Source organism: Pseudomonas sp. CFII68, from assembly GCF_000416195.1.
GTDB classification, from domain to species: Bacteria; Pseudomonadota; Gammaproteobacteria; order Pseudomonadales; family Pseudomonadaceae; genus Aquipseudomonas; species Aquipseudomonas kilonensis.
In genome coordinates, this window is record NZ_ATLN01000094.1 from 61899 (window position 1) to 80598 (window position 18700).

Genomic DNA, 18700 nt, shown 5'->3' on the forward strand with positions numbered 1-18700 from the left:
GACCAGCCCCAGAACGAGGCCGGAAGCCTTGGATTACAAGGCTTCGTGGATCCAATCAGGCCCGGATCAACGGGCCATGATCTTCCAGGCACGGTGGATCTTGCCGTTGCGGGCAAAATCCGGATCAATGGTCTTGGCCGTGATCTCTTCCACAGCGTAGCGCTCGCCGAGGTTGTCCTCGAGTTGGAACTTGCGGAAATTGTTGGAGAAGTACAGCACGCCGCCCGGGGCCAGGCGTGCCATGGCCAGGTCCAGCAACTGCACATGGTCGCGCTGCACGTCGAACACGCCTTCCATGCGCTTGGAGTTGGAGAAGGTCGGCGGGTCGATGAAGATCAGGTCGTACTCGTCACGGCTGGCTTCCAGCCAGGCCATCACGTCGCCCTGCTCCAGGCGGTTCTTGTCGGAAAAACCATTGAGCGACAGGTTACGCCGTGCCCAGTCCAGGTAGGTTTTCGACAGGTCGACGCTGGTGGTGCTCCGGGCACCACCCTTGGCAGCGTGGACGCTGGCGGTCGCGGTGTAGCAGAACAGGTTGAGGAAACGCTTGCCGGCCGCCTCTTTCTGGATCCGCAGGCGCATCGGCCGATGGTCGAGAAACAGCCCGGTGTCGAGGTAGTCGGTGAGGTTGACCAGCAGCTTCACGCCACCTTCGTTGACCTCGGTGAACTTACCCTGGGCGCTCTGGCGCTCGTACTGCTTGGTGCCGCTCTGGCGCTCGCGACGCTTGATCACCACGCGGCTCTTGTCCACGTTCAGCGCCTGGGGAATCGCCGCCAGGGCGTCGAACAGCCGGGCCGAGGCTTTTTCCGGATCGATGGACTTCGGCGCGACGTATTCCTGGACGTGCACCCAGTCGTGGTACAGGTCGATGGCCATGGAATATTCCGGCATGTCGGCATCGTAGACCCGGTAGCAGTCCACGCCTTCACGCTTGGCCCACTTACTCAGCAACTTGAGGTTCTTTTGCAGGCGATTGGCGAACATCTGCCCGCCTTCGCTCAACCGTGCCTGCTCGACCACAGGGGCCGGCGCCGGTGCTGGCTTGATCGGGTTGCCGTTCTTGTTGTACTGGCGCTCTTGCGGTACTTCCGGGGCCTGATCGTAGGCGGCCTGCTCACGCTCGGCCTGACGCTGTTCCGGGGTGCGACGTTCGCCAGTGACGAACTGGTCCGGCAACACCTTGATCAGCAGCAACTTGCACGGCAAGGCGCCGTTCCAGAACGAATACTGCTTGTGGCTGCGAATGCCCATGCGCTTGCCAAGGTCCGGCGCGCCGGTAAATACCGCCGCCTCCCAGTTCAAGCAGGCCTGGCGCAGGCGTTCGCCGAGGTTCTGGTAGAGGTAAAGCAGGCTGGCTTCATCGCCCAGCCGCTCGCCGTACGGCGGGTTGCAGATCACCAGGCCCTTCTGGTTCTGGTCTGGACGCGGTTCGAAGGTGGCGACTTCGCCCTGATAGATCTTGATCCACTCGCTCAGGCCGGCACGTTCGACGTTGTTACGGCCCGGTTGGATCAGCCGTGGGTCGGCTTCGTAGCCGCGAATCCACAACGGTGGCTTGGCCAGGCCGGCAGCGGCGCGCTCAGTGGCTTCTTCGTGGAGTTTCTTCCACAACGCCGGCACGTGGCCGAGCCAGGCGGTGAAACCCCACTGCTGGCGGCGCAGGTTCGGCGCCATGTCGGCGGCGATCATGCCGGCTTCCACCAGGAACGTGCCGACACCGCACATTGGGTCGGCTAGCGCGCCGCCTTCAGCGGCAATGCGCGGCCAACCGGCGCGGATCAGGATCGCGGCGGCGAGGTTTTCCTTCAGCGGCGCGGCGCCTTGCTGCAGGCGATAACCGCGCTGGTGCAGGCTGTGGCCGGAGAGGTCGAGGGAGAGGATCGCTTCGCCGCGGTCCAGGCGCAGGTGGATGCGCAGGTCCGGGTTGAGCTTGTCGATGGACGGTCGCTCGCCCGACGGCGTGCGCAGCTTGTCGACGATGGCGTCCTTGACCTTCAAGGCGCCGAAATGGGTGTTGTCGATGCCCGAGCCGTGGCCACTGAACTCCACCGCCAGGGTGCCATCGGCCAGCATGTGGTCTTGCCAGTCGACATCCAGCACGCCGTGGTAGAGGTCTTCGGCGTCCTTCATCGGGAAGCGCTTGAGCACCAGCAACACGCGGTTGGCCAGGCGCGACCACAGGCACAGGCGATACGCCGTTTCCATGTCGGCCATGCCGCGCACGGCCGAGGTGTGCTCGCGCGCCTCTTCAAGGCCAAGCCCGACGGCTTCCTCGATGAGCAGGCCTTCGAGGCCCTTGGGGCAAGTGAGGAAGAGTTCGAAACGATCGGACATGGGATTTCCAGAGCCTTTGGCTAAGTGGACCGGGCAACGCATTGCCGGGCCGGGTTCAATCAGGTGCTTTTCTCAAGAGCACCCGCGTGGCACGAAAGTGTGCCGTGCCACCCTCGCCGCTCAGGTTAAAAGAGCTTAGATGCGAAGGCAGAAAAAAAATTCTGTGCAACAAATTGTGAAAACTCGACCCTTTCGTCGAATAGTACCCGAGTGCAACAGGGGGACATTCTCATTCGAGGAAAGGCCATCCTCTTTGGCGCAGGGCCGATCATACAGGGGTCTTGCTCAAAAGCGGTCAACGAACATCAAGTTACTTATCGCCCTAACATCTTTATTGTTACGTGCTTATGACAAAACGATCATTCCATCCATGTGACGCTTTGGTTAGAACTCAACACAGGTTGACGTCGCAACGGCGTCAACACCTCGGCTCGTCACGCCGGCAACGAGCCACCAACGGCAGAATGATTCTGCCCCGGCCTCGATAGAGGTCGACGCTAAGTAACAGTCAACAAGTGAGGGCAACACCCTATGAGAAGACTTAAGCGTGATCCGTTGGAAAGAGCATTTTTACGTGGTTACCAATATGGCGTTGGTGGTAAATCCCGTGAGCTTTGCCCCTTTACTCTACCGTCGGTACGTCAAGCCTGGATCAATGGCTGGCGAGAAGGACGCGGCGACAACTGGGACGGTATGACCGGCACTGCGGGTATCCACAGACTCAACGAACTTCACGCCGTCGGCTGACACAGGGCTTAATACTCAAGAACTCGACAATTTGACACCCATATCGATTTAACCACGCACGTCCCATCCGGACGGCGGGCTACGGCCCAGGGGGCTCCTTCGAGGAGCCCTTTTTAATGCCTGGGTTTCAAGAGGTTGAGCTGCAAACACTGTTGTGGCGACACCCTGTGGGAGCAAGGCGTGCCCGCGATGAAGACGACGCGGTCTAACTGGAACCGAGGCGCCTGCATCGCGAGCAAGCTTTGCTCCCACAACTTGCTCGCATCAATAGATGCCGACCGTTCCTGAATCAACCCAACGCCGCAATGGCATCCACCGATTCACGAATCAACGCCGGCCCCTTATAGATGAAGCCCGAGTAAACCTGCACCAGGCTCGCCCCTGCGGTGATCTTCTCGGCGGCGTGGCGGCCTTCGGTAATCCCCCCCGCTGCGATGATCGGCAAGCGCCCCGCCAATTCAGCGGCCAGCACCTTCACGGTGTGGGTGCTCTTGTCACGCACGGGCGCGCCAGACAAACCGCCCGCCTCGTCACCGTGTTCCAGCCCTTCGACACCTTCGCGCCCCAGGGTCGTGTTGGTGGCGATTACTGCGTCCATGCCCGTCTCGATCAGGGCCTGGGCCACCTGGGTGGTCTCTTCGTCGGTCATGTCCGGGGCGATCTTGATCGCCAGCGGCACGTGCCGGCCGTGAATCAACGCCAGTTCTGCGCGACGACGGGCCAGGTCGGCCAGCAGTTGCTTGAGCGAATCACCGAATTGCAGGCTGCGCAGCCCCGGGGTGTTGGGGGAGCTGACGTTGACGGTCACGTAGCTGGCGTGGGCGTAGACCTTGTCCAGGCAGATCAGGTAGTCGTCGACGGCGCGCTCCACCGGCGTATCGAAATTCTTGCCGATGTTGATACCCAGCACGCCCTTGTATTTGGCCGCGGCCACGCGAGTCAGCAGATGATCGACGCCCAGGTTGTTGAACCCCATGCGGTTGATGATCGCCTCGGCTTGCGGCAGGCGGAAAAGCCGTGGCTTGGGGTTGCCCGGCTGCGGTCGGGGGGTGACGGTGCCGATTTCCACGAAACCGAAACCCAACTGGGCAAAACCGTCGATGGCCGCGCCATTCTTGTCCAGGCCCGCCGCCAACCCGACCGGGTTGGGAAACTCCAGGCCCATGACCGTCACCGGCAATTTCGCCGGGGCCTTGCACAGCAACCCATTGAGGCCCAAACGTCCGCCCGCACCGATCAGGTCCAGGGACAAGTCGTGGGAGGTTTCCGGGGAAAGTTTGAACAGCAGCTCACGGGCCAGGGTGTACATGGGTGGGTTTGACTCGTTCGAAGAAATGAGGCGCGGATTATAGCGGGGTGGAGGGATGGGAGCGAGCAACCGATGGTTGTCGGCTCCTCGGTTTCGGTCAAGGAAGGGGCGTATCCAGGGCATAAGTGTTGCTAGTGTCTTTTGAGGTGCCATAGCTGAGAAAGACGTAAAGAAGCATCATCGTCGCAGCAAGACAACCGTTGACAATATGGCCTTGGTTATCGTCGCTGATCTCGGTTCCACTTAGCCATAACGCTACTGCGCCTCCGACCAGGTTGACAGCGTGACCAAACGAGAGACGTAGCCCCCCAAGGGTCGCCGCATCCGCCAAATGGGTTCCAGTGGGCAGCCGGAGGCCAGCGCGCACCTTCAATTTCATTTGTTGCAAAGACTCCGGATCAGAAAATACCGAGTCCAGTCCTCGCGAGGGGGATAGCAAACATCTGGAGAAAATCGAGAAGGCCTTATCGCCTATCATTGCGAAACCGTTCAGCCCAGCCTGAATAGCATCCGCACCGAAATCGTAACTCAACTGCGCGGCCGCCCTGGCAGGACCGCTCAACGGCATAAGGCTAACCACTTCCCTCAACGCACCGAAGACCACTCCATGAAACGCAGCTGTAGCCACGTTTGACTTCAAATTCGGAAGTCCTGCGTTGTCAACTTTCAAAAGACTGACGAGTTCAGCCGCAGCCCTGGCCCCGTTATAGGCAAGGCCGCCGACTGAGGGGAGTAGCTTCGAGGCCGTGCCCGTCACACCTGCCGCGATCGTACTTCCCATCACCGCGCTTGCCATGCAGAGACACGACACTATCGAAAGCGCGGTCGGTCGCGCCCCAGTTGCGTACCACTCGCCGATTTTTCCCGCCAACATTAGCGCAGGGCCCGTCATCGCCAGCGCAACAGCCGCCCACGCCTGAGAGGCCTCAGGTGTATCACCTTCGCCAATAGCATCCACAACCAGAGAGGCAATGTACTCGCGCAAAAGGGTAGCCAGCACAATGATTGTCCCTGTGTGCATGGCGATATTCAGCGCATTGAGCCCTGGCCCCTTGGCGGCTTCGAGTAATCCCAACCCTGCCTCAAGCACAGCCTTCAGTCGACCCTCTTGGGTTTCGGTGCCTGTGGCTCCTACATTTAAGGTGGCAAAAATCCCGTTTTTTTCATCTCCTTCGGGTATGTCACCGTTGTAGACGTATCGCTCAATTTGCACCACCGCATCCATGTCCGACTCCCCCAAGCCAGTCTTTAATTCCTCAACGTATGGATTTGTCGCGCGGTCCATAAGCTCGAAACCGGCTGTAATTTCTCGATCTGTTCCTAGCGACTTCACGCTAAAATCCCCAATCTCCAACTTCGAAGCATCAAGTGGACTGATCGTAGATTCTAAGGATGAAACGCTGCCGGACGCCGTGGAAGCTATTGAAGGGGTAAATGAAGTATCAACTCGCATATTTGTTTCTCCTTGTTATTTTTATAGGCGTTATCCTTGAGCGTCTCTCACCACTCACTCTTCTCCCAAGCCTCATCCCCCATGGGCTGGAACACGTCCCGCATAAAGCTTTTGGTAAACAGGTCCATCGCGAACGCCAACCCATTGGCGCCGCTGACCTCCTTATAGATCTGCGACTTTTCCAACCCATCGTCCTTCAATCGCACCAAAACCTGCAGCGTGATCGCCATCAACGCCTGGGCGGTGGGGTACGCCGCCGCCATGCCATCCGGCCCGCGCAACGTACGGAGGAATTCATGAATCGCCTTTTCCCCCTGCCCCTCCATCGCCAGTAGCAATTGATACAAGTGCTCGAACTCGGGATTGGGGCGTTTGCTGTCAGGTGCTTGCTCGCGGGCCGCCAGCAGCCGCGATTCCAGGGTCTGGACCGACTCATTCGCGTCGTGATCGAGCAGGCTGGAAACCGTCATGGATTCAATCTTCATGGCGAGCCTCGGCAGTGTCGGTTGGCGCGAAATCGGTGAAGCTTGCGCACACATCCGCCAGCGCCTGCCTTGAGGCCTGATCCAACAAGCGCACCGTCTCCGGCAGGTTGGCGAGGCTCGCCAGTAACCGGGGCACCAGCCGTTCCCGGGTCGCCTCGACATCGAACTCCAGCAGTTGATCCGCCAGGCGCAGCACATAGCGGTCTTGCGGGTGATATTCCAGGATCAGCTCGCCGTTCCATCGCCTGCCCACGCTCTCACGCAGCGCTTGGCCGCGCGGACGGCAATGCATTGGCAACAACAGGTGCAGGACCGCGCCCGAGTCGCCCGCCTGCCCGGCCAGCCAACGTTCCAGCATTTCATCCAGCCACTCGGGGCGACTCAAGGCTTGCCCGAGCAGATCACCAGCGGCCCGGGCCAGATCGTTGCGCAATTGCAATCCCAGGGTTTGCGAATTCAGCAGGCCTTCAGCCAGATGTTCGCTCGCACGCAGGACGCCTTCGGCATAGCCCTGCTGGAACGCCTGTGCATGCACCGCCTCGACATCACGGTGCGCTTGCTCGAGACACTCCCGCGCGCGGCGTTGGGCCTCCAGCTGTAAGCGCTGACGACGGCGCGCGGCAGTGATGTCTTCGCGAGCCAGGCGCACGTCTTCGCATGCGGGCAGGTCAGTCAGGAGTCGGATGGAGTCGAGCATGCTGCACCGCCAAAAAGAACAGGGTTGGATCAGGTTTCGTCACGGGCCATTGCCGATGCAAGCGAACGACCGGCTCGCAGAACTGCAAGCTCAGGCGCTCGAGCAATAGATGAGGAACGTGCTCGTTCCAGCTCCACAACGCATTGAGGCCGGCCGCTTCGACCCGCGCCATTGAAACCGGCACGCACTCCACCGGCAGGCCGCCACGAGCCCCCAGATTGAAGCTGGCAAACCGACGAACCGACACGGGCAAGCACTGCAGCGCCGCGCCGCGCGCCAGGTCAGGCATCAAGCGATAGGCACCCATCAGCAAGGCGATATAGGGCAATTGTCGCCAATGGCGAACCCATTGCTTCGCCACGCCGGACAACGGCATCGAAGGCCACGGGCCGTGCAGCCCCAACCCTTCGAGCACGATCCGGTTGAGCAACGTGCGTGCCTCGACGCCTTCGAATCCCGCCGGTACAACCAGACGCTGGGGGTGCAGATACGCCAAAGGCTCGGCGAGGATCTGTTCCAGGCACTCAAGCTCCGACATCACGCCGCCCTGCGCTTGACTGGCGATAGACCCAAGCGCCGCCACCGGCCACTAACACCGCGCTGATCGCCGCCAACCACCACGGCCACGGCGAATGCCCCCGCGTCACAGCCACCGACGGCGCGACATGCTGGGTCGGTGAGCGCTTGGACAGCACCACCGAGACGTTCTCGTACTCCACCGCCGCAAAACTGTTCTTGAGAAAACGCTTGATGTCGGTGATCAACAATTGCGGTTCGACATCACGCTCATGCAGCACCACCGCCGCGAGATGAATAGGCGGCGACTTGCGCCCGCCCTCGCCGGCATCCAGGTCGTAACTGACATGGACTCGCGCCGACACCACGCCCTCGAGCACACTCAGCGACTGTTCGATGCGCTGCTCCAGCGCCGAATACAAGCGGGCCTTTTCCGCGCGGGGCGAGGCCACCAGGGAATCGGACGGAAACATCTCGGCCACTTGCAGGCGTGGCCGGGAAGGCAGCGAATAGAGGTTGAGCAGATCAACGGCGGCGGAAAAATCACGGGCGTCGATTTTCACCGCATACCCGGTTTTGCCGGTGTCGACTTTCACCGCCGCGATGTTGTTGCGTTGCAGCACCGACAGCACTTCGTTGGCCTGCTGCTGATCCAGCCCTTCCAGCAGGTTCGGCTGGCGACACCCCACCAGCGCCAGGCACAACAGCACCACCAGCACGCCGGTCTTCATGAGGCACGCAACAGGGTTTCTGCCGTGCCCACGGCTTTGCGCACCAGCACGTTGAGCAAGTTGATCTCCACGTTGTATTGCCCTGTCAGCTCCAGCAACTGGGTCAATACTTCAGGGTCGGTGATATCCGGACGTTGCAGCAGCTGATTGATCGCCGAGACCTCTTGCGCGCTGTCGACGGCGGAACCGGCAAACATTTCGATCAAGCGCGATTCCAGGGAAACGATCGGACCTTCCTGCGGAGCACGCAATTCAACGAAGGCTGACTGTGCGATAAGCGACGGGGCAAAACTCTGGGTGGACATACGATGCACTCATTAAATGGCCATCGTCACGAGCGATGGCCAGTCGAAAGGGAAAGCGTCAGCGGGCCGCCTGGATGATCGCCATGTCGATATCCTTGAAGCCCTTGATCGTGTTGGTCTGGGCGTTGCGGAACACCGTGTAGGAGGAAAATGCGGTCTGGTAGGCCGCCAACAATCCGGGATCAGAGGCATCGCCTTGCAGCTTTGTAAGCGCTTCGTCCAAAGCTACTTTGAGTAGCTTTGCCCCTTCCTCGAACGCGGAGGCTTGGTCGCCGAGGAAGTCGTCGGGAAATTTGATGGGTAAACCGATATCAGCCATTGCTCACCTACGGTATCTGTTTGGAAAAATACCAAGACGAAGGACTCGTCTTGACGTAGCCCTGCGGGCCGGTTTGGAACGACTTGCCCTTGAGCGCGTCGTCCTTGAGCTCGACCATGAAGTGCACGTAGCGATCACCCCACTGCCGGTAGAAATCGTCGACGTACTGGCGCGCAGCGGCCAGCTCGCCGTCTTGCAGATTGCCCTCGATGGCGAACGAGACCCCATCTGCGTGTTCGACCCGGTTGAAGGTCAATGCCAGGCGTTGCAAGCCGCCCTGCGCAAGGTCAGCGAGCAGCACGTCATCCTGCATCTGCAGCACGACATCGTGGGCATACGGCGCCGCCGCGAGCACGGTATCGAGCAGCTTGGCCTGCTTGTCGGGCGTGAGCAGGTTGCGTTGTGCGCTGAGCAACAGGCGCGGCACCGACGGATCCTTGAGGTCCAGGAAGTGCCACGCCAGTTGCGGATCATGGTCGACCAGCAGTTGCTCCAGCCGGCGACGCTCCTGGTCCAGCAGCAGTACCTCGCTGTTCAGGCGGGCGTGGCGCGTCAGCACCTGCCGGCTCCAACCGGCATCGCGCTCGGAAGACACGAAGACATAAACCGCCTCATCACGACCGCGCAGCACCTGGACCGGCGCACTGGCGCCGGCGATCAACCCACGAATATCGGTTTCAGGCGACGGCCCCGGCATCGACCAGAGGCTGACCACGGCGACCAACGCAGCCAACGCCAGAGCACCGGCAATCCCGCGGGGCCAATGGGCACGCCATCCGCTGAACACGGCGGCATTGCACGGGCTATCTGCCGGACCAAGACACTCGGGCGCCCAGGATTGATCTGCTGGACGCAAGGCCACTTGCAACCCGCCGAGTTGCATACGGGCCTGGAAGACGCAGTGACGTACTTCGATCGAATCACCGAGCAAGCGCACCGGCACACCGTCCGGCGTGGCCTGGTCGGCCAGTACCTCGAAATTGCAGCCACCCTCCTCCAGGGGAACGAAGATCGCATCCGCCGGCACGCTGGCAACACGTGCGCCGTCCCCCAACACCTCCACGGCCCCGACGACGAACAGGGTCGTGCCCTCGCCGAGCGGGAATTCGCAGCCCTGCAACGGACCGTTGAGGATCCGCAGGATGCAGGGCTGTAGCGTGGGGGCCGTAGGGACTGTCACCGTCCAAACTCCAGGAAGGTCGAATGAGCAGGTAGGTTAGGAAAGGCGTTCGCAGGATTCCTGATCCGATTCTGCCGAATGCGTGCTGCAAAGGATCAGAATCCTGCGCGGGGCCCGTTCGTGACGCCGTCAGTCCCCGGCCTGGGTGATCACTTGGTAACGTTGCCAGACTTTGCGCGCATAACGCAGCCGCGCCGCTTGGCGATCCGGGGCATTGCCGGCGTTGTAGGCGCCGACCGCCGTCCAGTTGTAACCGTAACGGGCGATAAACCCGGCCAGCACCGAGGCACCGACCTCTACCGACAGGCAAGGCTCATCCAACAGGCGTTGCTCGGTGATGCCCTGGGCACTCAAGCGCGATAGATGAATGCTGTTGATCTGCATCAGCCCGATATCGCGAGTGCCGTTGCGGTTGTGGTTGATGGCGTCCGAGCGCAGACCTGATTCGACTTCGGCAATCGCTTGGAGCAGCTCGGGCTCGATGGCGTGCAACTGCCCCGCCCTGCTCCAACACCAGGCCTGTGCCTGGGGCGTGCCAAGACCCAGGCCAAGACACACCGGCACGCATAACCAGGTTTTCCGGCGCCGCTTCATGCCAGGCGCCTCTCGCCGATCCACGTCAGCTGTTCGTGAATGCGCACCCGCAGGATCTGCGCCCGGACACAGTCCGGATCATGCGCCAGGCACTGGTCGACCATCTGCGCCGCTTGCTCGTTGCGCCGCCAGAACCAGTGATGCCAGGCGTGAAAGTACAGCACGTCCGCCTGATCGGCCGACAACAGGCAGCGCCGGAACAACACCTGGGCCGCCTGCTCGCAACCGCGCAAACTGGTGAGCAACGCCAGGCGCGTCAACGCCGGGAGGCTGGCGGGGTCCAGTGCCAACGCACGGGAGACCACCGAATGCGCCTCCTCGATGGCGCGAGCCGGATCACCCAGGCCCATCATCGCCCGCCCCAGCCACACATCCGCCAAGCCACACCAGGGTGGTGCGTACCCGGCGTCGAGCTTCACGCACTGCCTGAACAGCACGAGGGCATCGCCGAGGCTTTGCACCGTGTGCTGCTGCACGCTGCACAACCCGTTGAGATACGCCACCGCCGCCGAATAGGACCCGCAGCGATCACCGACCGGACGCAACCCGGGTACACACTGGGCCACCAGGCTGGTCAACACGCCAAGCGCCTCCCCAAGATCACAGGCATCCAGCGTCTGCCCATGCAGCAGAGACTGATCGCAGCCACGAATCAACTCGACCGACCAGTGTTGCAGCCCGCCCGCGCCGATAAAACGCCCGCTCAAGCAGTAATCCGCCGGCAACCGCCCGGCCAACGCCCGCACATCGTCCGATACACCGCTGGCCGCGATCAGCCCCGAGGGGATGACATGCAACGCCTCACCGAATGCTGTGGTCAATTGGCGGATCATCAGATCCTGCAGATCCAGCGCGGCGATCTCGTCCAGATTGCGCAAAGGCAACACCGCCAACGACGGCGCCACCGCCCTCGCCTGGCTCGTCACATCGAGCTCGACCACGGAACCGGTGAACCGATAACCCTGGCCGTAAACCGTCGCAATGTAACCCTTGTGCTCCTTGAACAACTTGCGCAAGGCATAGATACACCGGGTCAACGACTCTTCCGCCGCATCCATCCGCGGCCAGACATGATCAAGCAGATAATCCTTACTCACGACCGTACCCGCCGACCTCAACAACAGGCGCAGCACGTGCAGCTCTTTGGGTGGAACATGAACTCCTTGTCCATCTCGCATCAGCGTTCCATCGCTTTGCAGTAGCCAGTGGTCAAAAACGAATGACTTGACTGGGGTTTGATCAGTTGCACTGTCCATACACTGAGACTTCTCTATAGAAAGTTACTGAAGCGCGATTGAGCCTGTGGCAGGCACAGGCTCGGGATGACGAGCTGCGTGACTATAGGAAGATGTGTGGGGGGATTCCGTAGGACTAAAAGCCTCATTTGCGTAGGAAACCACAACATATTGAGTAGGCCGTCACCCAGCGAACCTTACAAGTCCACGCCTATAGACATGTACCTAGGGCCAACTCCACGAGCGATGCATTAAAACTGACCGCCTACAAGAATTAGATTTTTAAATTCTTGATTACCACCGCAATGACTCGCAGCGACTGAAATTCATCCGCCTGCAGGCTCAATCTGTTAATCACTATCGCACTTTCAAAACAACACCCCTTTTAATACCCTCTCCCCTACGCCCCCCTCTAAACTTGTATCACGGGAATGAATAAACATAGCCTCTTCCAATGTCCGCCCCTCATACACCTTTAAAGCCTTCACAAAGCGTTGAGCCTCTACGTTATCAAGGTCCTTCACAACAGTCTTCATAAAAAGCTCATCAATCACCATACGGCGGACTTCTTCGATTTCAGCATCGACACCTTCAAAAGACTTACACTTATCGAACAAAGCGTCATCAACAGCAACTACCCTGCCTTCTTCCGGACAAAAACGAGCAGCTTCAATGTACTTACCTGCTTCCCAGACCAAAAGTGAATAGTCCTTAACGAGCGCCTGCTTTTGCTCCAAGAGCTCAATAAATGCCTGCCTATTCTGCAATGAACTTTTAGCATAATCACTTACTGCGGCAAACGTCAGACGTGGTTGAAAAACACTTCTCTTTAAAACTCGACAACACAAAGTAATCAAGTCCACCTGAATATCCCGCACAGACACCTTCTGATCCTTACCACTCTCAATCATTGCATCAAGCTTATTCTTAACAGCATCCATCGTAAGATACAAAGCATCCAAAGTAAGTACCAATGAGAACCTTTCCATCAGGGCATGTTCAAAACGTTGAATTATTATCTTTCCTTGCAAATGAACCTGAGCACTTGTTAGTCCCTGTATCCGATGTTGGATCATAGCCTTGGCATCATCGACAGCCAAAGCGTATTGATTTGCCAAATAGTGGCTTTTTCCGACACCAGGAGCTCCTCGTGCGATAACTAAATCACTTACTTCTACCTTTCCATCTCCTAGCATAAGATCTACGAACGATTCCGCGTACTTATCAGCAGCCCTGACAAGCAGATTATTTATTATATTGTGATTCACATTCTCAACTTCCGGTAACCAAACACCACCCCCCCTTAAAAACTCTCTAAACCCGACGTCACCACTCGCTTTCTGCGCAACCAGCTCTTCATTTGACGGATAAGTAAATGCCTGCCATGTTTCTAGTGAAGGATCAGCCAACAAACACGCCAAACGTTCTTGAAAAGTGTTTTCTGACTTTGGCAACCGCTTCAAATCCGCCAGAACACTTTTAGCATTAGCTTCATTCACCCCGCCACCCTGAGAGTTACCGCCTACTCCTAAAGCGCCTTCCTTTAGATCGAAAGACACCTTGCTAACAGGAGACAACACTGCCGAGCCATTGCTAACCTTAACCACCTCTTGACCAAGTGCTGGCACATTACATGACCCAACCATCAGTCTCGGAGCGACTTCAAAACATTCAACCCTCATAAACCACCTATCAAATAATTAAACCCAAGAAAAAAAACACAACCCACTAGCTCTCACAACCTTCTTTTTGCAATTGCACAACAGACACTAGCTGAATTTCAGCTTTGCTCGCCTACACTTCCCAGCTCCACTTCAATACCAGCTGCCTCTGCAACCGAATAAACAACATCTGCTACAGTCCGCCATTCAATTATCTGTTCCGACGAAAGCTCCACACCGAACACCTCATCAATAATCATAATAATTTCTATTACATCCACAGAATCGGCACTTAAGTCTTCTATTAACCGTGAGCTTCTGCCTAACTTCCGCGAAGCCAAAGAAAAATAGTCAGATAGTAATTTCATCACTTCAGAATCAATACACACTCCAGCACTTGGTTGATTCATCCATCACCCCATCGCAAGATTAAAAATTCAATATCGCCCGCAACATATCCGCAAACTGATTCAAATGCGCCGACAACGTCTTATTGAAATTGTCATGATAAGAATTAGCATTCGAATACTTCTGCGTAAACGACTGCAGCACGTTTTTCATGCGTTCCTCCTGGGCGTTGAAGCCGGTTTGCCAGGCGTTGAATTTGGCGGTATCCCAGGTCACCGTGCCGCCGCCCGACGGCAGACTACTTTTCATCGTTGTCAGTGGCCCGGTGTCGATGACGACACACCAAGGACCGTTCGGGGCGGGATTTTGCTTGAGGCAACTCGCAGGTAGGCCCAGTGCCTTGAGCCAGTTTTCCGCCTCTTCCTTAGTTGCGCCTGTTTCAGGTGGTTTTGGAAAGAGGATGGCAGCGGAGTTGGGTAGGGAATATTTTGCGATCAGTCTATCCAATGCATTGCGCAACGCGCCCACATTCAACTTGACCTCCTTGCCGTCGTTCGCCCCTTCGATCCAATCCTTCATCATCGCGGTGATTTCGCTGTTGAAGTCGGAAAAGAAGTCCGAATAAGCCGCAATGATGTGCTCATAGCCGGCGAGGTAGCCGTTCTTGATCAGGTCGATCAGTTCAAGCAGTTTTTCAAAGAAGTCATTCGATGAGTTGATCGTCGCATCCAAAGCCTCCGCGATCTCACGGGGCTTCTGCTCTTCCAGATGTTCCTGGAGGGCGCGAAGGATCCTGCTTTGCTCGTCATTGAGCGGCTGGCGCTGACTTTCATCCAAGAGCCCAGTTTTCTGGCTGTGGGTCATCACCGCACAGCACTGGCGCACCTGCACGGCCCACATTTGCGCTCGGTCACGCTTGAAGTGGATCTGTTCGACAAACTCCGCGACGAGGTGTTGTGCTGTGGTCTCGGCCGCCGTGCCTTCCAGAGGCTTGGCGATGATTGACGGGCACTTGAGCAAATGGCCCAGGCTGCGATTCATTGCGTTCATGGACCGATCGAGTAGATTCGTCAGGGAACTGACCGTTTGAATCTCAGCGGGTACGTCCACAGGCGACGCGGTATCCGTGATGGCCTCTACGTTCGGCAGCAATACGATAGGCGAACGAATCGATTGGGTAATTTCCATAGACCTCTCTCCTTCACGCCGTCACGGCACGGATAACATCACTGCGCGATTGAAACAGCTGCATCACCATCTCCATCAGCTTCTGCACCAACGCCGCCTCGGCCGCGTCTTTCTGGCCAATCCCGTCACTCAGGCTCTTCTGGGTGTTTTGCACGCTTTGCATCAGCTCTCCTTTTGCACGCGCCTTGAACTCATCCAGACCTACAATCTTCGCCACCACCTGGCTCATGCTCATCGACATGGCATTGAGCGCGCGGCCGATTTCCAGTTTCTTTTCGATGCCCTTGCTGCCCATCTGGCTCAGCCAGTCGGACGTTTGACCAACCTTCTGGGCCTTGAGGATTTCCCCGTCGAACCAGGCCTGTTCCTGGTTCGTCAGTGTCGAGCCCTTGGGTTTGAAGTCGACGGTGGTCGGGCGGGCAAAATCATCGAGGGTCTTGATCTTGTAAGTGGTGTCCGGGCTCCACTCATTGCGATTGCGCTCCAGCTTGAGGTCGCGTTCGAGGTTGCCCGCGTCCATGGCGTTGCGGCGATGCAGGTCGATGTCCGCATGCTTCATCGCCTGGCCCTGGAAGGTCTTGACCATGGCGAACCCGGCGATGGCGCCGGACACCACCGCGGCGGTAATGGCGCTGTTCAGCGCCGCCTTGCCGGACTCGATGATGGCCGCGCCCTGGGACTTCGCCGCCTCGGAAGCCATGACACTGAAATGGCCGCGCAGTTGCGCATTGGCGACTCGTGCGATGTTCAGGGCGATGATCGCGGCCACCAGTACGTTGGCGTGTTTCTCCCAGGCGCCTGGATCGAAGGCCAGCTCGTTGCGCACTTCGTCGCTGACCATCAGCAACGCCACGCCGAAATCCTCCCAATCCGATTCCGTGGGTTGATACGCATCGATTGCACGTTCGAGTTCCGCAGGCGAAGGCACGGTGAAGTTGTCGTTGCGGAGCACTTGCTCTGCGGTGATTTTGTCGAGTGCGGAAGAGCCGAAAAGAGCCTCGCTTTTGAGCTTCTTCAAAACCTGGTCTTGGCCGACTGACTCAATCAGCGCAGTGTCGTTGCTCGGATCATGTTCAACGACAGTGGGTACGCCTCTGTTCGTAGCGCCGATAGCAATCATCAGAAATACCTTTCGAGAATGATGTTAGACATGTCGAACCATTTGCAGGCTGACGGAATGGCTGCGTTGCATATCGGCAAACACATGCTCTATTTGCCGGGTTCGCTCCTGCATCGCCTGCCCATAGTTCTCGACCACCTGGGTCAGGTAGGCGCTGACTTCCTCGCTGATGGCCATGCCTACCCGCACATCGGCCAGGTGCACGGAGGCCCAGGCCTGGAGCCGACTGCTCTCCATTTGCAGCCCGCCCTGCACCGCGACATTGCCGAATTCGGTAACGGCCTGGGCGATCTCCAGGTTGGCGGCGTAACGCGCCAGCAATACCGGATCAGCACCATTGGTGATGAACCCGCGCAACTGGGTGAGCATCTGGGTCAAGGTGTTACCGACCGAAGTTGCCACTTGCTTCATCGCTTGCATCGCGGCAGGCGTGGCCTGGGCGACCACCGAGGCCAGTTTCGAAGCGATGGCACTGACCATCGGCCCGATCACCTGCACCCCGACCACGGCCACCAACGCGACAGCCGCCAAGGTAGAAGCGATGCCCTGGATCATGCCGGCGATCTGCGCGATTTTCTTGGCCGTGTCTTCATCAACGCCCAGGCCGCTCAGCAACTTGGTGTAGATCTCGGTGAACAGCTTGATGGCTTCCTGCATGACAATGGTCAGCGGCTTCATGGCTTCAGCCATGAACGACACGCCGGTTTTGTCCTGGATCACCGAGTCGGCAATCATCACGGCCGCGCCGACCACGCCCACGGCGATGAGCACCGGGTTAGCGGTCAGGACCCCGGCGGCGATGGTCGCGACCGTCAGGATCGCCCCGACGATCTTGCCGATGCAGCCCATGGTTTTTTGCAAGGCCTCGGCCTTGCGCACTTCCTCCAGGTATTTTTCCGATTCACGCTCCATGTGCGCCTGGAGCCTGGCCTGCAGTTCCTGGAACAGCTCTTGGCTAAGCTCCTCCTTGTTCTGCGCCGACTCGCCGAGCAGTTCGATGATTTTCAAGCGGTTCAACAACGCCAGCGCACTGCTGCTGAGGGCCTTTTCATCGGTCGGCTTGGGGGTCGAGCTGTTCACGCTGGATGAGACCACTTTCGCGAATACCGTGCCCACAGCCTTGGCGCAGGCGGTGGCGATCTCAATCAGCGTCAGATGCGCATCGGTCGCCACGTTGAAGGCTTGGGTATGGTTCGCCACTTCGCCTTTGAGCTGGTCGCGACGGGCCAGCTCCTGTGCATATTCAGGCGACTGAGGGTCCAGTTGCGCCAGCCGCGCCTCGCTTTCATCCAGCAGTCCCTGGAAGTGCAAGACCCGATCGCGCAGTTGTTCGAGGTGTTCCTGGCTGCTGCCGACATTGCCCTCGGCCGCCGTCATGGCCTCGACGGCAGCGGTGTATTCAGCCGAGAGGTTTTCATGGGCCTGTTGCTTGGCGCCAGCCATGCTCTGCAGCATCGCCAGGCGATTTTTCAGTTTCTTGACGTCGACCTCGCCGATCAGCTCGCTGATCATCGCCATCAATAACGTGAACAGATCGCCGCTGGTTTCCTGTTTATTGCCATCGGCGCGCGGCGCAGGCGGGTGTAATGCGGGCCGACCGGTACTGGCGGCGGACGGGCCGTCGTGGCCTTCGTATTTCACTGACATCAGGTCCGCCAGCGCTTTCTGGCCGGCCTCCTGAAAATCCGCGGTCCTGGCGGCCTTGCTGGCCGCCGCGCCGTATTTTTCAAAGGCCTCGCTGCGGCTCATTGCGCCCTGGAATGCGGGGTTTGGGGTGTTTCTGATTTCACTCATGTTCAGTCCTCCGAACAGTGCTGTTCCATGTGGGCCAGGGTGTCGAGATACACCTTGGCCTGCTCGCGCAGATCGTCTTCCGTGGCTTGCTCGAGCACGTATTCGAAACACAACCGGGCCTTGCCGACCTTACCCAGGGCTAAGTGACATTGGCCGGTGTACAACATTGGCCGATAGTCGTTCTTGCCCTGGGCAAAGGCGATCGCGTACAGGTCGATTGCTTTTTGGTGGTTTTGCTTGAGTTGGTGCACCGCAGCCAGTCCCATCCAGTAATGGCTGTTGTAGAAGTCGTAGATGCACAGGAAGTGAAAGAACTTCTCGGCATCGTCCAATCGCCCCTGTTCATAGAACTGGAAGGCGAAGGCATAGAGACTGCCCATGTGCTCGTCGCTGATGCCTTGCACGTCTTTCAACGCCGCACCACCGAGCACTGCATCGACGACGTCCAGGGCCACCTGCTCGTCTTGTTTGTTATCGCGACTCATCAGCCACACTCCTGAAAAAACGCCAGCGTCGCTGACCGATGCATTGAGCCAAAACGCCGGCAAGCACGCTGCCAAATTGCGCTCATGCCGCCGTTGAAACGCACACGAACCTCCTGCCTGATGAGAGTGCTTTTGTGGCGAGGGGATTTATCCCCGCTGGGCTGCGCAGCGGCCCCAAAACTGAAAACTCGGTGTG

At 58.6% G+C, this 18700-nt stretch carries 19 protein-coding genes; 1 reads left to right on the plus strand and 18 read right to left on the minus strand.

Annotation, left to right across the window (positions count from 1 at the left end; translation table 11 throughout):
* Window positions 1-66 precede the first annotated feature (66 nt).
* The gene (gene rlmKL, locus CFII68_RS11545; protein WP_018608655.1) at window positions 67-2337 is read right to left on the minus strand and encodes a bifunctional 23S rRNA (guanine(2069)-N(7))-methyltransferase RlmK/23S rRNA (guanine(2445)-N(2))-methyltransferase RlmL; all 2271 of its coding nucleotides are present in this window, start codon (window positions 2335-2337) and stop codon (window positions 67-69) included.
* 531 nt (window positions 2338-2868) lie between these two features.
* On the opposite strand from rlmKL, the gene rmf reads away from it, so the two are divergent.
* A complete protein-coding gene (gene rmf / locus CFII68_RS26885; protein ID WP_003223300.1) occupies window positions 2869-3084 on the plus strand; it encodes a ribosome modulation factor in 216 nt (71 codons plus the stop codon).
* 289 nt (window positions 3085-3373) lie between these two features.
* Here rmf and CFII68_RS11540 read toward each other — a convergent pair whose 3' ends face one another.
* From CFII68_RS11540 to sicA, 17 genes are all read right to left on the minus strand, one after another.
* Window positions 3374-4393, minus strand: a complete 1020-nt coding sequence (locus tag CFII68_RS11540) for a quinone-dependent dihydroorotate dehydrogenase (RefSeq protein WP_018608672.1) — start codon at window positions 4391-4393, stop codon at window positions 3374-3376.
* A gap of 97 nt (window positions 4394-4490) precedes the next feature.
* Window positions 4491-5846 (minus strand): hypothetical protein, encoded by a 1356-nt coding sequence (locus CFII68_RS11535; protein WP_018608674.1) that lies wholly within the window; start codon window positions 5844-5846, stop codon window positions 4491-4493.
* A 47-nt stretch (window positions 5847-5893) separates the two neighbouring features.
* A complete protein-coding gene (locus tag CFII68_RS11530; protein ID WP_235862389.1) occupies window positions 5894-6331 on the minus strand; it encodes a hypothetical protein in 438 nt (145 codons plus the stop codon).
* Window positions 6321-7028 (minus strand): oxygen-regulated invasion protein, encoded by a 708-nt coding sequence (locus CFII68_RS11525; protein ID WP_018608678.1) that lies wholly within the window; start codon window positions 7026-7028, stop codon window positions 6321-6323. The genes CFII68_RS11530 and CFII68_RS11525 overlap by 11 nt, the downstream gene beginning before the upstream one ends.
* Complete coding sequence (locus CFII68_RS11520; protein WP_018608679.1) at window positions 7000-7566, minus strand: type III secretion apparatus; 567 nt, start codon at window positions 7564-7566, stop codon at window positions 7000-7002. The genes CFII68_RS11525 and CFII68_RS11520 overlap by 29 nt, the downstream gene beginning before the upstream one ends.
* The gene (locus CFII68_RS11515; protein ID WP_018608680.1) at window positions 7553-8275 is read right to left on the minus strand and encodes an EscJ/YscJ/HrcJ family type III secretion inner membrane ring protein; all 723 of its coding nucleotides are present in this window, start codon (window positions 8273-8275) and stop codon (window positions 7553-7555) included. Before CFII68_RS11515 ends, CFII68_RS11520 begins: the two co-directional genes overlap by 14 nt.
* Window positions 8272-8580 (minus strand): type III secretion system inner rod subunit SctI, encoded by a 309-nt coding sequence (gene sctI, locus CFII68_RS11510; RefSeq protein ID WP_018608682.1) that lies wholly within the window; start codon window positions 8578-8580, stop codon window positions 8272-8274. The genes CFII68_RS11515 and sctI overlap by 4 nt, the downstream gene beginning before the upstream one ends.
* 58 nt (window positions 8581-8638) lie before the next feature.
* A complete protein-coding gene (gene sctF, locus CFII68_RS11505; RefSeq protein WP_018608684.1) occupies window positions 8639-8899 on the minus strand; it encodes a type III secretion system needle filament subunit SctF in 261 nt (86 codons plus the stop codon).
* A gap of 7 nt (window positions 8900-8906) precedes the next feature.
* Window positions 8907-10079, minus strand: a complete 1173-nt coding sequence (locus tag CFII68_RS11500; RefSeq protein ID WP_018608686.1) for a PrgH/EprH family type III secretion apparatus protein — start codon at window positions 10077-10079, stop codon at window positions 8907-8909.
* A 129-nt stretch (window positions 10080-10208) separates the two neighbouring features.
* On the minus strand, window positions 10209-10673 hold the full coding sequence (locus CFII68_RS0126055) for a transglycosylase SLT domain-containing protein (protein ID WP_033062700.1): 465 nt from the start codon (window positions 10671-10673) through the stop codon (window positions 10209-10211).
* Window positions 10670-11929: a winged helix-turn-helix domain-containing protein gene (locus tag CFII68_RS11495; protein WP_033062701.1), complete on the minus strand. Its 1260-nt coding sequence runs from the start codon at window positions 11927-11929 to the stop codon at window positions 10670-10672. Before CFII68_RS11495 ends, CFII68_RS0126055 begins: the two co-directional genes overlap by 4 nt.
* A gap of 347 nt (window positions 11930-12276) precedes the next feature.
* The gene (locus CFII68_RS27510) at window positions 12277-13590 is read right to left on the minus strand and encodes a hypothetical protein (RefSeq protein WP_139213087.1); all 1314 of its coding nucleotides are present in this window, start codon (window positions 13588-13590) and stop codon (window positions 12277-12279) included.
* 98 nt (window positions 13591-13688) lie between these two features.
* Window positions 13689-13979: an acyl carrier protein gene (locus CFII68_RS26895; RefSeq protein ID WP_074849611.1), complete on the minus strand. Its 291-nt coding sequence runs from the start codon at window positions 13977-13979 to the stop codon at window positions 13689-13691.
* 19 nt (window positions 13980-13998) lie between these two features.
* Window positions 13999-15105 (minus strand): IpaD/SipD/SspD family type III secretion system needle tip protein, encoded by a 1107-nt coding sequence (locus CFII68_RS11490; protein ID WP_018608696.1) that lies wholly within the window; start codon window positions 15103-15105, stop codon window positions 13999-14001.
* A 13-nt stretch (window positions 15106-15118) separates the two neighbouring features.
* Window positions 15119-16225, minus strand: a complete 1107-nt coding sequence (locus CFII68_RS11485; RefSeq protein WP_018608698.1) for an IpaC/SipC family type III secretion system effector — start codon at window positions 16223-16225, stop codon at window positions 15119-15121.
* A 24-nt stretch (window positions 16226-16249) separates the two neighbouring features.
* Complete coding sequence (sctE, locus tag CFII68_RS11480) at window positions 16250-18019, minus strand: type III secretion system translocon subunit SctE (protein ID WP_018608700.1); 1770 nt, start codon at window positions 18017-18019, stop codon at window positions 16250-16252.
* A 2-nt stretch (window positions 18020-18021) separates the two neighbouring features.
* Window positions 18022-18504, minus strand: a complete 483-nt coding sequence (gene sicA, locus CFII68_RS11475) for a type III secretion system translocator chaperone SicA (RefSeq protein WP_018608702.1) — start codon at window positions 18502-18504, stop codon at window positions 18022-18024.
* Window positions 18505-18700: the final 196 nt, after the last annotated feature.